Annotated in this window: 10 protein-coding genes; 6 read left to right on the top strand and 4 right to left on the bottom strand. The window is 74.1% G+C overall.

All coding sequences use genetic code 11. The annotated features are described in order from the left end of the window. Nucleotides 1-61: 61 nt before the first annotated feature. The 3 genes from ACP4IX_RS14230 to ACP4IX_RS14220 all read left to right on the top strand — a co-directional run bounded on the left by ACP4IX_RS14230 (nt 62) and on the right by ACP4IX_RS14220 (nt 4,004). On the top strand, nt 62-478 hold the full coding sequence (locus tag ACP4IX_RS14230; protein WP_426520406.1) for a nitroreductase/quinone reductase family protein: 417 nt from the start codon (nt 62-64) through the stop codon (nt 476-478). A 102-nt stretch (nt 479-580) separates the two neighbouring features. Continuing rightward, nucleotides 581-3,553: a BTAD domain-containing putative transcriptional regulator gene (locus ACP4IX_RS14225; protein ID WP_426555673.1), complete on the top strand. Its 2,973-nt coding sequence runs from the start codon at nt 581-583 to the stop codon at nt 3,551-3,553. Nucleotides 3,554-3,779: 226 nt separating this feature from the next. Beyond that, nucleotides 3,780-4,004, top strand: a complete 225-nt coding sequence (locus ACP4IX_RS14220; protein ID WP_426520410.1) for a hypothetical protein — start codon at nt 3,780-3,782, stop codon at nt 4,002-4,004. A gap of 159 nt (nt 4,005-4,163) precedes the next feature. On the opposite strand, the gene ACP4IX_RS14215 is transcribed toward ACP4IX_RS14220, so the two are convergent. Further along, nucleotides 4,164-6,608, bottom strand: coding sequence for a PQQ-binding-like beta-propeller repeat protein (locus tag ACP4IX_RS14215; RefSeq protein WP_426520412.1), 2,445 nt, complete (start codon nt 6,606-6,608; stop codon nt 4,164-4,166). 229 nt (nt 6,609-6,837) lie between these two features. After that, a complete protein-coding gene (locus tag ACP4IX_RS14210; RefSeq protein WP_426555672.1) occupies nt 6,838-7,683 on the bottom strand; it encodes a VOC family protein in 846 nt (281 codons plus the stop codon). Nucleotides 7,684-7,817: 134 nt separating this feature from the next. On the opposite strand from ACP4IX_RS14210, the gene ACP4IX_RS14205 reads away from it, so the two are divergent. The 3 genes from ACP4IX_RS14205 (at nt 7,818) to ACP4IX_RS14195 (ending at nt 10,266) form a co-directional block, all read left to right on the top strand. Next, nucleotides 7,818-8,453 carry a TetR family transcriptional regulator gene (locus ACP4IX_RS14205; protein WP_426520730.1) on the top strand — a complete coding sequence of 212 codons (636 nt, stop codon included), beginning with the start codon at nt 7,818-7,820 and terminating at the stop codon, nt 8,451-8,453. Between the two features lie 632 nt (nt 8,454-9,085). Next, entirely contained in the window at nt 9,086-9,511 is a 426-nt protein-coding gene (locus ACP4IX_RS14200) for a pyridoxamine 5'-phosphate oxidase family protein (protein WP_426520416.1), read from the top strand. An 86-nt stretch (nt 9,512-9,597) separates the two neighbouring features. Further along, a complete protein-coding gene (locus tag ACP4IX_RS14195; protein ID WP_426555671.1) occupies nt 9,598-10,266 on the top strand; it encodes a pyridoxine/pyridoxamine 5'-phosphate oxidase in 669 nt (222 codons plus the stop codon). 7 nt (nt 10,267-10,273) lie between these two features. Here ACP4IX_RS14195 and ACP4IX_RS14190 read toward each other — a convergent pair whose 3' ends face one another. Together ACP4IX_RS14190 and ACP4IX_RS14185 are read right to left on the bottom strand one after the other, a co-directional pair. Further along, nucleotides 10,274-10,888, bottom strand: a complete 615-nt coding sequence (locus ACP4IX_RS14190) for a GNAT family N-acetyltransferase (protein WP_426555670.1) — start codon at nt 10,886-10,888, stop codon at nt 10,274-10,276. Nucleotides 10,889-10,939: 51 nt separating this feature from the next. Then, on the bottom strand, nt 10,940-11,824 hold the full coding sequence (locus tag ACP4IX_RS14185) for a hypothetical protein (RefSeq protein WP_426520422.1): 885 nt from the start codon (nt 11,822-11,824) through the stop codon (nt 10,940-10,942). Nucleotides 11,825-11,841: the final 17 nt, after the last annotated feature.

Raw genomic sequence — 11,841 nt, 5'->3', positions numbered from 1 at the left:
CCCTCAGGTTTTCCGTGGAACATGGAGGCACACGAGACGGGAGCGTGAACGAACGATGTCGATGTCGTCCCATGCCGAAGGACCGCCGTTCGCCGAGCGGAAGTACCGGGCCGTCACAGCCGTCCAGCGCCGCCTCAACGCCGTCCTGCGCCGCCTGCCCGCCCAGACCCTTCTGGAGACCACCGGCCGCGTCTCCGGCCTCCCCCGCCGCACCCCGGTGGGCGGCCGCCTGGTGGGAGACTCCTTCTGGCTGGTGTCGGAGTTCGGTGAGCGGTCCCAGTACGTCCGCAACATCCGGGCCGATCCGCGGGTACGGGTCCGGGTCCGGGGCCGCTGGCACACGGGAACGGCGCACCCCCTGCCCGACGACGACCCGGTCGCGCGCCTGCGGCGCCTCCCCCGGTTCAACAGCCTCGCGGTGCGGGCCATGGGGGTGGGCGAGGGGCTGCTGACGGTGCGGGTGGACCTGGAGAGGTGAGGAGGCAGGTGAGGGACCTGTGATCGGCGTCTCCCACGGCTGACGAGGTCGGCATGAACAAGGCAAACTGACGTAGTTGCTCAGGATGTCTAGGGGGACTGCATGGACGGTGTACCGCTCGTACCGGAGCAGCGGCGTCCCGGATCCCCGGTGGAACCGGACGGGACACCGGCGCTGCGCTTCGGCGTGCTCGGACCCGTACGCGCCTGGCGCGGCGGCGAACCGCTGGCCACCGGCTCCCCGCAGCAGCGCGCCCTGCTGGCCGCCCTGCTGCTCCGCGAGGGACGCACGGCCACGGCGGCCGAACTGATCGACGCCCTGTGGGGCGAGGAACCGCCGTCGCAGGCGCTCGCGGCGGTACGGACGTACGCGTCCCGGCTGCGGAAGGTCCTGGACCCCGGGGTCCTGGTGAGCGAGTCCGGCGGATACGCCGTGCGGGGCCTGGACGACGGGGCGCTGGACCTCGCGGCGGCCCAGGACCTGGCCGCCGAGGCCGAGAAGGCACGCGGCGCCGGGGACCTGTGCCACGCCCGTGACCTGCTGCGCCGCGCACTGGCACGGTGGGACGGCGAGGCACTGGCCGGCGTCCCCGGCCCCTATGCGCAGGCCCAGCGCGTCCGCCTGGAGGAGTGGCGGCTCCAACTCCTCGAAAGCCGCATCGACATGGACCTGGAGCAGGGCTGCCACGCGGAGACCGTCTCGGAGCTGACGGCACTCACGGCCGCGCACCCCCTCCGGGAACGCCTGCGGGAACTGCTGATGCTGGCCCTGTACCGCAGCGGACGCCAGGCGGAGGCCCTCGCCGTCTACGCGGACACCCGGCGCCTGCTCGCCGACGAACTCGGCGTCGACCCGCGCCCCGGCCTCCAGGAACTCCAGCAGCGCATCCTCCAGGCCGACCCGGGCCTGGCCGAACCCTCGGCGCCGGCCGCGGAGACGGCGGCGGCCCCCATGCGACCGGCCCAACTGCCCGCGACCGTACCCGACTTCACCGGGCGGACGTCCTTCGTCCGCGAGCTGACCGACGTACTGCCCGACGCCTCCGGGGCCGGCGCCGAGGGCCGCGTGATGGCGGTCTCCGCACTCGCGGGCATCGGCGGCGTCGGCAAGACGACCCTCGCGGTGCACGTCGCCCACCAGGCGCGGACCGCCTTCCCGGACGGGCAGCTGTACGTCGACCTCCAGGGCGCGGGCGCGCGGGCGGCGGAACCCGAGACGGTCCTGGGCTCCTTCCTCCGCGCCCTGGGCACCCCCGACTCGGCCATCCCCGACTCCCTGGAGGAGCGGGCCGCCCTGTACCGCTCGGTCCTGGACGGCCGCCGCGTCCTCGTCCTCCTCGACAACGCCCGGGACGCCGCCCAGGTACGCCCGCTGCTGCCCGGCACCGAGGGCTGCGCCGCACTGGTGACGGCGCGGGTGCGGATGGTGGACCTCGCCGGGGCGCACCTGGTCGACCTGGACGTGATGTCCCCGGACGAGGCGCTGGCGCTCTTCACGAAGATCGTGGGCGAGGAGCGGGTGACCTCGGAGCGGGAAGCGGCGCTGGACGTGGTCGGGGCGTGCGGATTCCTGCCCCTGGCGATCCGCATCGCGGCGTCCCGCCTCGCGGCCCGCCGCACGTGGACCGTGTCGGTCCTCGCCGCGAAACTGGCGGACGAGCGGCGCCGGCTGGACGAGCTGCAGGCCGGGGACCTGGCCGTCAAAGCCACCTTCGAGCTGGGCTACGGCCAGCTGGAACGGGCTCAGGCCCGCGCCTTCCGCCTGCTCGGACTGGCCGACGGACCGGACATCTCCCTCGCGGCGGCGGCGGCGGTGCTGGACCTTCCCCCGCAGGACACGGAGGACCTGCTGGAGTCCCTGGTGGACACGTCGCTGCTCGAATCGGCGGCACCGGGCCGGTACCGGTTCCACGACCTGGTGCGGCTCTACGCGCGTGCGTGCGCGGAACGGGACGAGCATCCGCCGAGCGAGCGGGGGGCCGCGCTGTCGCGGCTGCTGGACTTCTACCTGGCCACGGCCGCGGGGGTCTACGCGATCGAACGGCCGGGGGACCGGCTGGTGGACGGCCTGGAGGCGACCGAGTACCCCGGGCTGACGTTCACCGAGGGCTCGGCGGCGCTGGACTGGCTGTACACGGAGGCGGCGCCCCTGCTGGCGTGCGTGCGGCAGACGGCTGCCTCGGACCGGCTGCGGCGGGGCGTCGACCTCCTCTGGGCCGCCAAGGACCTCACCGAGTCCGGTGCCAACTCCCACCAGTACGAGACGACGGCCAGGGGCATGTGCGAGGCGACGCGCACGGCGGGCGACCCCCGGGCCGAGGGACGGGCGCGGACGGTGCTCACCGACGTCCTGCTGGTGACCGGCCGCATCCCGCAGGCGGAGGAGGAGTCACGGCTGGCGATGCGGCTCGCGGAGTCCGTCCAGGACGCCGCCGCGGTGAGCTGGGTCGCCAACAGCCAGGGACTCATCTGCCTGCACCAGGGACGGCACGGGGACAGCAAACCGTTCTTCGAGCGGGCCATCGACGGCTTCCGGGCCCTGTGCAACCGGCCCCCGGAGGCGACGGCCCTGTGCAACCTCTCGCGCGCGCACCTGGGGATCGGCGACGTCACGCAGGCCGTCGACTTCGCACGGCGGGGGCTGGACGCGCACGCCGAGTTCGGCAGGACCGTCCGCCTCGCCAACAGCCACTACGCGCTGGGCATCGCCCTCAACCGGGCCGGCCGGCACACGGAGGCGCTCGGACACTTCTCCGACGCCCTGACGATCTTCACCGCGCACCGGCAGCGGCTGTGGGAGGGAACGACGAACTTCCGCGTCGCCGAGGTGCACTTCGCGGCCGGGCGGCCCGCCCAGGCGGCCCAGCACGCCGAACAGGCCCTCGCGCTCGGCTGCATCGGCGGTGACCGGATGCAGGGCAACGTGCTGACCCTGCTGGGCCGCGCCCTGTCCCGCCTGGGAGAGACCGACCGGGCCAGGGCCTGCTGGAGCAAGGCCCTCCGGCTCTACGAGCAGGAGGGTGCCGACGAGGCGAACGAGGCACGGGCCCTGCTCTCCCCCGCGTCGGCCGCCTGAACGGCGCCCGGGCAAGGGCCTGAAGGCGTCCGGGGGGCGGGGCGTTCAGTATTCGTTTATCGCCCTGCGGCATGGTCGTACCCGTCACACCGTCGCGTCGGGGGGCAGGCGGTCTGACCAGGAGACCCACCGGTTATGGTGCGGCTCCACACGCCCGTCCGGCGAGCCACGGGGGAGTCCCGGGCGGGCGTTCGCCACATGCCATCACAGCGGAGGGACCAAGCCCATGAGCGAGAACCAGAAGGACACGGAAGCGACGGCCACGGGCGAGGCGTCCACCGACGACACCATCAGGACGCTCGGGGAGAACCCCATGCCCGCGCCGCCGAAGGACGGGGGCGCCGCCATGCGGGAGAACCCGATGCCCAGCGGACCGGCCGAGGCCGCGGTCAGGACGATGGCGGAGAACCCCATGCCGGCCCCGCCCGCCCTGGACCTGGACGGCAAGTAGACCTTCCGACCACACGGGGATCGGCCGCGGCGGCGCGGAGGGGAGCCGCCGCGGCCGCCGTGTGTCCGCGATCGGCTCCGTACGGCGTGAGGGCCGGCACGTTCCTCCCGGCGGGGACCCTGGAGACCAGGAGCCCGGGCGGGACGGACGCGCCGGTCCTCACGTCGTACGGGCCGTACCCGTGCCCTTCTCCGCGTCCAGGGCGTAGACGCAGCGGTCCTTGCTGCACGCGTACACGATGCCGTCCCGCACCACCGGGGAGCCGGTGATCTCACCGCCCGTGGCCAGCTTCCAGCGGAGGCGGCCGTCGTCGGCCTTCAGGGTGTAGAGCAGGTGGTCGGTCGAACCGAAGTGGATGCGGCCCTCGGCGACCGCGGGGGCGCCCACGATCTCGCCGCCCGCCTGGAAGCGCCACTTGGGGGTGCCCGTCACCGCGTCCAGGGTGTACAGGCCCTTGCCGCTGCCCACGTGGACGTGACCGGCGGCCACCAGGACCGGGTCGGTCGCGGAACGGGCCTCCGTGGCGATCCGCCAGCGGTCGCGGCCGTCGGTGGCGTCGAGGGCGTAGACCGTGCCGAGGTAGTCGACGAGGTAGACGCCGCCACCGGTCACCGCGGGGCCGGGGACGAAGGCGGGCGGGGCGAGGAAGACCGCCGGGGCCTCGAAGTGCCAGCGGACGTGGCCGGTGGTGACCTCCAGGGCGAGGACCCGGGTGCCGGCACAGACGTAGACGTAGCCGTCGGGGGCGTGCGCGACGCGGACCGGCACCCCGCCGCAGGAGGCGGCGTCGCCGATCGGGTACGACCAGCGCTCGTCGCCGGTACGGGCGTCCAGCGCGCGCAGCCGGGCGTCCTGCCAGACGTACACCGTGCCGTCGTGGAGCGCGGCGCCCGCCTCCGGGGACTCGAAGTCCGTCTGCGCGCCGGTGATCTCCCACAGCTTCTGGCCGCCCGAGGACTCGTAGGCCTGGACGCCGCCGCCTCGGGTGGCGGTGACGACCGTCCCCCGGTCGGCCCGGAGGGAGTACACCCAGGCGTCGGTCTGGACGCGCCACAGGTCGGCGCCCCCGCGGGCGTCCAGGGCGAACAGCGTGGGGCCGTCGGAGGCGTGGATACGGCCGTCCGCGACCGCCATCGACCAGGCGACGTCCCGGGTCTTGAAGCGGCGGCGCCCGGTGGCCACGTCCAGGGCGTGCACCTCGAACGAGGTGACGTAGACGAGGTCCCCGGCGACGGACGGCGTGCCCCAGACGTCGTTGGACATGCGGAAACGCCACGGGCGCCAGCCCGCCGGCGAGGCCTCGGGAGGTGCGGCGGGGGCGGGCGGGGCCGCCGCCGGTACGGCGGGGTCGGCACCGTTGACACCCGGCCGCGGACGGGACCAGGACGCGGCGAGGGCGGCCTCCGGCGGGGGTGCCGCGACGGCCGCGGAACGCATGTCGGCGACGCGCGGGCCGGGGCCGATGGGCACCGAAACCCCGGCCAGCCGGACCGGACCGGCGTCGGGGGCGCCGACGGGCGCGGGCACCGGTGGCGCGTGGACGGGCGGCGCCGGTACGACGGGATCGTGCGAGGGCGGGGGCGGGAGCGGAGGCGCGGGCACCGCGGGGCGGGCACCGGCCGGGCCGGCACCGCCACTGCCTCCCGCGCCGCTTCCGCCCAGGCCACCGCCGCGCCCGCCGGCCGTCGTGGCGAGCTTGGCCGCGGGGCGGCCGCCTCGGCGGCTCTCGATCAGGCCCACCGCCCGCTCGGGCAGCCAGGCCGACGCCGTACCGCTGTCGTCGGAGCCGGAGCCGAACAGGTGCGGGGCGAGCTGGGACTGGAGGTCGGCGGGGTTGGGGCGGGCGGTCGCCTCCATCTGCATGCAGGACTCGATCAGCGGACGCAGCTCGTCCGGGAGACCTTCCAGGTCGGGGCCCTCGCGCAGCAGCATGAAGACCGTCTCGACCGGGTTGGCGCCGTGGAACGGCGGGTGCCCGGTGGCGGCGAAGACCAGCATGGAGCCGAGCGAGAACACGTCGCTCGCGCCGGTGACGCTGCGGGAGTCCTTCGCCTGCTCCGGGGACATGTAGGCGGGGGTGCCGACGGCGACGTTCGTCATCGTCAGACGGGTGTTCGAAACGCCGGACGCGATGCCGAAGTCGATCACCCGGGGGCCGTCCTCGACGACGAGGACGTTGGAGGGCTTGAGGTCGCGGTGGACGAGTCCGGCGCCGTGGATCGACTGCAGCGCCTCCGCCACGCCCGCCGCCAGCCAGCGCACCGCCTGGGCAGGAAGCGGTCCGCACTCGTTCACTATCTCCTCGAGGGAGGGCGCGGGAACGTACGCGGTGGCCAGCCACGGGACCGCGGCACGCGGGTCGGCGTCGACCACCGCCGCCGTGTAGAAGCCGGAGACCGCGCGGGCCGCCTCCACCTCGCGGGTGAAGCGGACGCGGAACAGCTGGTCCTCCGCCAGCTCCGTCCGGACCGTCTTGATCGCCACCCGCCGGCCGGACGCCGAGCGCGCGAGATAGACCAGCCCCATGCCGCCGGCACCGAGCCGCCCCAGCACCTCGAACGGCCCGATCCGCCGCGGATCGTGCTGCGTCAGCTGATCCACCACTTGCCTGCCACCTCCCCGTACGGGCCGCGCCACTCACATATGTACGCGACCGAAGTGCAGCGTCTCACCACCGCACCTCCGTGGCGCCACGCACCCCGATTCTTCCTGTCCGAGTCGCTGCTGGCGAACCTGAGGACAATCAGGGTGTCCGACCTGATCCCGGGCAAAAGGGTAGAGGGTGGCGAGTGGAGGGGGGAGGGGGAGCTTCGAGCGCCGCCCTGCGGACCGTTCAGCGTTGCAGCAGCGCGAACGAGGCCCCCTGGCCGTCCGAGACGACGGCCACCCTCCCGTACGACGTCTCGAACGGCGGCACCCGCACCCGCCCGCCGAGCCGGTCCACCGCACCGAGCGCGGCCCCGCAGTCCTCGACCTGGAAGTGGACGAGGAAATGCGGCGGCATCTCGGCCGGGAACACGTCGGACACCGGGGCGCGGCCGAAGTCGGGGGAGGCGTCCGGGCCGAAGAGGGCCTCGTGGAAGAGGTCGCCGTAGAAGGCGTTGGCGGCCTCGGTGTTCCGGGTGTACAGCTCGGCCCAGGCGAAGGCACCCGGCTCGCGCCGACGCCCGAAGCCGGGGTGGCGGCCCGGCTGCCAGAGGGCGAAGACGGCGCCGTCGGGGTCGGCGGCGAGCGCGGCGGTGCCCAGGTCGCCGACCGGGTGGGGCGGCGTGACGATCTGGCCGCCGCCCGCCCGGATCCGCTCGGCCAGGGCCGCGGCGTCCGGGGTGTGGAAGTACACGGACCACACGGTGGGCATCCGCCCGTCCGTCTTGCGGGCCAGCGCGGCGACGGGAGCACCGCCCAGCCGCGCCCATACGGCCCCTCCTCCCGCCGCGTCTCGCGCTGCCTCCCGTTCCTCTTCCGCTTCCTCGAAGGTCCAGCCGAAGAGTCCGCCGTAGAAGCGCTTGCCGGCCGCTACGTCGGAGAGTCGGGCGTCCACCCAGCAGGGGGCGCCTTCCGGGTACGCGGAGGGAGGTGAGGGTGACGCGGAGGGAGGTGAGGGTGACGCGGAGGGAGGTGAGGGTGACGCGGACGGGTCGCTGGATGTCCGCTTCTCGGATGCCCCGTTTTCGGCCATGCCGCCAAAGTAACCGCGCCGCCCGCACCGCGCAGACCAGGCACACCAGCCTCTCTCCGCACCCGCACCCCATTTGCAGTCGGCCGAATCGCGCTCGGATCACCCGTCGGTAAGCTGACGGCATGACAGGACAAGTGCGTACCGTTGACGGCCGCGTGGCCGGTCGACGTGGGCAGGCGACCCGGCAGAAACTGCTCGACTGCCTCAGCGACATGCTCAGCTCCTCCCCCTATCGCGATGTCAAAGTCATCGATGTCGCCCGCAAGGCCGGCACGTCGCCCGCGACCTTCTACCAGTACTTCCCGGACGTCGAGGGCGCCGTCCTGGAGATCGCCGAGCGGATGGCCGCCGAGAGTTCCGGGCTGGCCGAGCTGACGGCGGGACGCTCGTGGGTCGGCAAGGCCGGCTGGCAGACGGCGCAGGAAGTCGTCGCCGGTTTCATGGAGTTCTGGCGGAAGAACGACGCGATCCTGCGCGTCGTCGACCTGGGTGCGGCCGAGGGCGACAAGCGGTTCTCCAAGATCCGCATGCGGATCCTGAACTCGGTCAACTCCTCGCTCGCGGACTCGGTCGCCGAACTGCAGGCCAAGGGCAAGGTCGACAAGGACGTGAACCCCGCGGCGATCGCCGGTTCACTGGTCGTGATGCTCGCGGCCGCCGCCTCGCACCAGAAGGGGTTCTCCTCCTGGGGCGTCAAGCAGTCCGAACTCAAGCCCCACCTGGCCTTGTTGATGTACCTGGGCATCACCGGCAAGAAGCCCGCCAAGTAGCACACCCGGCAGCCGAACCTGTCATCTCCGCGGCTCCCGCGCCCGTGTGACGGCCGGCGGCGGCCGGTCACGCACCACGCGCTCCCTCCACGCCTCACACACCGCATCACCGCACCGCCTCACCGGCGCCGCATCACCACACCGCCTCACCGGCGCCGCATCACCACACCGCCTCACCGGCGCCGACGTCAGCCTCCGCGCCTGCACCACCTCGCTGACCGCCCGCTCGAACTCGGCGACCGTGTCCCGGCTCTCCTGCCGCGTCGACACGATGACCAGCGCCTCGACGTTCAGTGCCTCGACGTTCAGTGCCTCGACGTTCAGTGCCTCGGCATTCCACGCCCTCGACGTCCAGCGCCCCGGTGTCCAGCCCCGCGGGGGACGGGCGGCCCGCCACCGCCCGGCAGCCACCGGTCACCCCCGCCCGCTCCGGCTCGCGCAGCCGCCGGTGCCCGTGCAGACTGGCGTTCTGGGGCTGCCGCGCACGGCCTGCCGTGCCGCCGTCCACCTCACGGCCGGCATCGGCGCGTTCCTGTGGTGCGGCGCCCCGCATCCGCCGTACGGGGAACAGCGGGCGGCCCGACCGGCGTTGTGTCCCACATCGACGCCCGCACCCGCTGGAGGAGACCGGAATGGCCCTGACCCGCGAAGAGCGTGAGAAGTTCCTGGCCGAGCCCCACATCGCCGCGCTCGCGGTCGACGGGGGAACCGGCCGCGCACCGCTGACCGTGCCGATCTGGTACCAGTACGAACCGGGCGGCGAGGCGTGGATCATGACCGGCCTCGACAGTCGCAAGAACGTACTGATCAAGGCGGCGGGCCGGTTCTCCCTGATGGTCGACCGGCTGGAGCCCACCATCCGTTACGTGTCGGTGGAGGGGCCGGTCGTCGAGACGGCTCCCGCCACCGAGGAGCACCTGCGGGAGATGGCGGCCCGCTATCTCCCGGCCGAGAAGGTCGACGGTTACGTCGACTTCGCCTCCGCGGATCACGGCGAGCAGGTCATCGTCCGGATGCGGCCCGAACGCTGGGTCTCCTCCGACCTCGGCTCGCTGTGAAACCCGGCCACCCGTGACCCCCTGACCCGTGCACCCCGCCCCGCTCTCCCATGCCCCGGCACCCCGGCACCCGTGACAATCGGGGCATGGGAACCGATCTTCACGAGCTGCTGAGGTCACTGCGGGTGTGGGACCCCGCGGTCACCGAACTGCCGCCCTTCGACCCGGCCACCGCGCCCGGCGACCCACTGCCCCTGTTCACGCGGTGGTTCGCCGACGCGGTGGCGGCCGGTCAGACCGAGCCGCACACGATGTCGCTGGCGACGTCGGACGCGGCGGGCCTGCCGGACGTCCGCATCGTGATGCTGCACGGTGCGGACGCGGACGGCTGGTCCTTCGCCACGCACGCCGACAGCCGCAAGGGCCGCCACCTCGCCGCCCGCCCGTACGCCGCCCTCGTCTTCTACTGGCCTGCGCTGGGCCGCCAGGTGCGCCTGCGCGGCCCGGTCGCCGTCGCGCCGGCCGAGGAGGCGCAGGCCGACCTGCACGCGCGGTCGACCGGCGCCCTGGCCGCCGCCCTCACCGGTCGGCAGAGCGCGGACCTGCACTCGCCGGACGAACTGGTCCGGGCGTCGGAGGCGGCCTGGGAACGGGCCGGACGGGAGCCGACGGCTCCCGTCCCGTCGTGGACGCTGTACCGGCTGCTCCCCGACGAGGTGGAGTTCTTCCAGGGGGACGCCCGCCGCCGCCACGTACGGCTGGCCTACCGGCGGGCGGAGGACGGCGGCTGGAGCACACGGTCGCTGTGGCCGTGAGCGGCGCTCACCGACCGCCGCCCGGCCCCGCCGGCTCCTCGTCCGTCGCCAGCCGCGCGTGCAGGTGCACGTCCCGGAACGCGTCCTGCCGGCCGGCCTCGAACATCGCGCCGCGCAGCGTGCCCTCGCAGGCGTAACCGCAGCGCTCGGCTGTCCGGCAGGACGCGTCGTGGCCCACCGCGTGGCCCAGTTCCAGGCGGTGCAGGCCGAGTTCCGCGAAGGCCCAGCGCGAGGCGAGGAGCAGGGCCCGGGTGGCGACCCCCTGGCCGCGGGCCTCCGGGAGCACCCAGTAGCCGACCCGTGCCAGCTTCAGCGGCCGGTTGATCTCCCCGACACCGATGTGGCCCAGCGTCGTGCCGCTCTGCGCGTCCGTGACCCGGAACGACACGGATGTGCCCTCCGCGGCGTCCCGCGCCCGCGCCCGCAGCGCCTCGCGGGCACCGCCGAGGTCCGTCCACAGCCTCATCGGGGTGTTCCAGCGCTGGAACTCGGGGTCGAGGTGACCGCGCAGCCACGTCTGCGCGTCCTCCTCGGAGCCGGCGTCCCAGGGCCGGAGGTGGAGGGCGTGTCCGCGTGGTTCGGTGAGCGCGGGGGCGAGGGTGTACATACGTGTCTGAGCCATCGGGCCATTCAATCCGGCCTGCGCGGTGGGCGGGGGCGGGGCGGAACGCCCTCATTCACGGGTGAGGATCCTCAGATCCCCTGCGTCCGGGTCACCGAGCAGCACGAACAGCTCCGGGACCTGCTCGGTGCCGCCGATCGTCCAGTCCGTCTCCTGCCCGCAGGCGCCGTTCAGCCGGACGAGGACCCCGTCGCGATACCGGCCGGCCTCGCCCGCCCGTACGACGGACCAGGTGCCGATGCCGTCGCACGCCGTGACGTCGCCGAGGTCTTCGGAGACCGGTATCCGGCCGGCCTCGGCCGCACCGTCCGGACGCAGCGTCAGCACGGCCCCGTCGGCGCCGTGCCACGACCCGGCGAGCTGCCCGGCGGAGAGCACCGGGGGCGTGTAGGAGTCGATCAGGACGAAGCCGCACGCGCCGGTCAGGACGAGCAGCCCCGCGCAGGCACCCGCCGAGCGCGACCAGACACCCCGCTCCCACCCCCGCCCGCGCAGGTACGCCAGCCCGAGCACCGGCAGAACCCCGCCGCCGGCGCACCACAGGACCGCATCGACGAGGGGCGCCCCCCACAGCACGCCGGCCGCCACCGCCCCGACCGCGCCGACCAGTACGGACGCCGCCAGGTGCCAGATCCACTCGGGTCCCCGGCAGTGCCGCGGTCGCAGGCGGGCCAGGGCGGCGGCCGGCATGATCTGCAGCGTGGCGTGCAGCAGGCCGAGGCACGGCACGATCACCGGCGCGGTCACCAGCAGGCAGGCCGCGCCCAGGGCGCCCCCGTACGCGCCGTGGTCGTCCGCGCTCGTCGCGACGATCCACCACCACAGCCCGACCGCCGGACACTGCGCCGCGCACAGCGCCGCCGCCTGGTTCCACTCACCGTTCGACCAGGTCGGGCGCCTGCGCCCGCTTCGCCGCCCCGCCGCCGCCCATCCCACGCACGGCAGCCTACGGC

The sequence above is a fragment of the Streptomyces sp. WG5 genome, assembly GCF_049974565.1.
Lineage (GTDB): Bacteria > Actinomycetota > Actinomycetes > Streptomycetales > Streptomycetaceae > Streptomyces.
This window is presented reverse-complemented; position numbering and strand designations above follow the sequence as displayed.

What these genes read in the sequence shown, in the direction of transcription:
- ACP4IX_RS14195 (WP_426555671.1), top strand. Translation starts at nt 9,598, where the DNA reads ATGGGAACCGATCTTCACGAGCTGCTGAGGTCACTGCGGGTGTGGGAC.
- ACP4IX_RS14200 (WP_426520416.1), top strand. Translation starts at nt 9,086, where the DNA reads ATGGCCCTGACCCGCGAAGAGCGTGAGAAGTTCCTGGCCGAGCCCCAC.
- ACP4IX_RS14190 (WP_426555670.1), bottom strand. Translation starts at nt 10,888, where the DNA reads ATGGCTCAGACACGTATGTACACCCTCGCCCCCGCGCTCACCGAACCA.
- ACP4IX_RS14225 (WP_426555673.1), top strand. Translation starts at nt 581, where the DNA reads ATGGACGGTGTACCGCTCGTACCGGAGCAGCGGCGTCCCGGATCCCCG.
- ACP4IX_RS14210 (WP_426555672.1), bottom strand. Translation starts at nt 7,683, where the DNA reads ATGGCCGAAAACGGGGCATCCGAGAAGCGGACATCCAGCGACCCGTCC.
- ACP4IX_RS14220 (WP_426520410.1), top strand. Translation starts at nt 3,780, where the DNA reads ATGAGCGAGAACCAGAAGGACACGGAAGCGACGGCCACGGGCGAGGCG.
- ACP4IX_RS14230 (WP_426520406.1), top strand. Translation starts at nt 62, where the DNA reads ATGTCGTCCCATGCCGAAGGACCGCCGTTCGCCGAGCGGAAGTACCGG.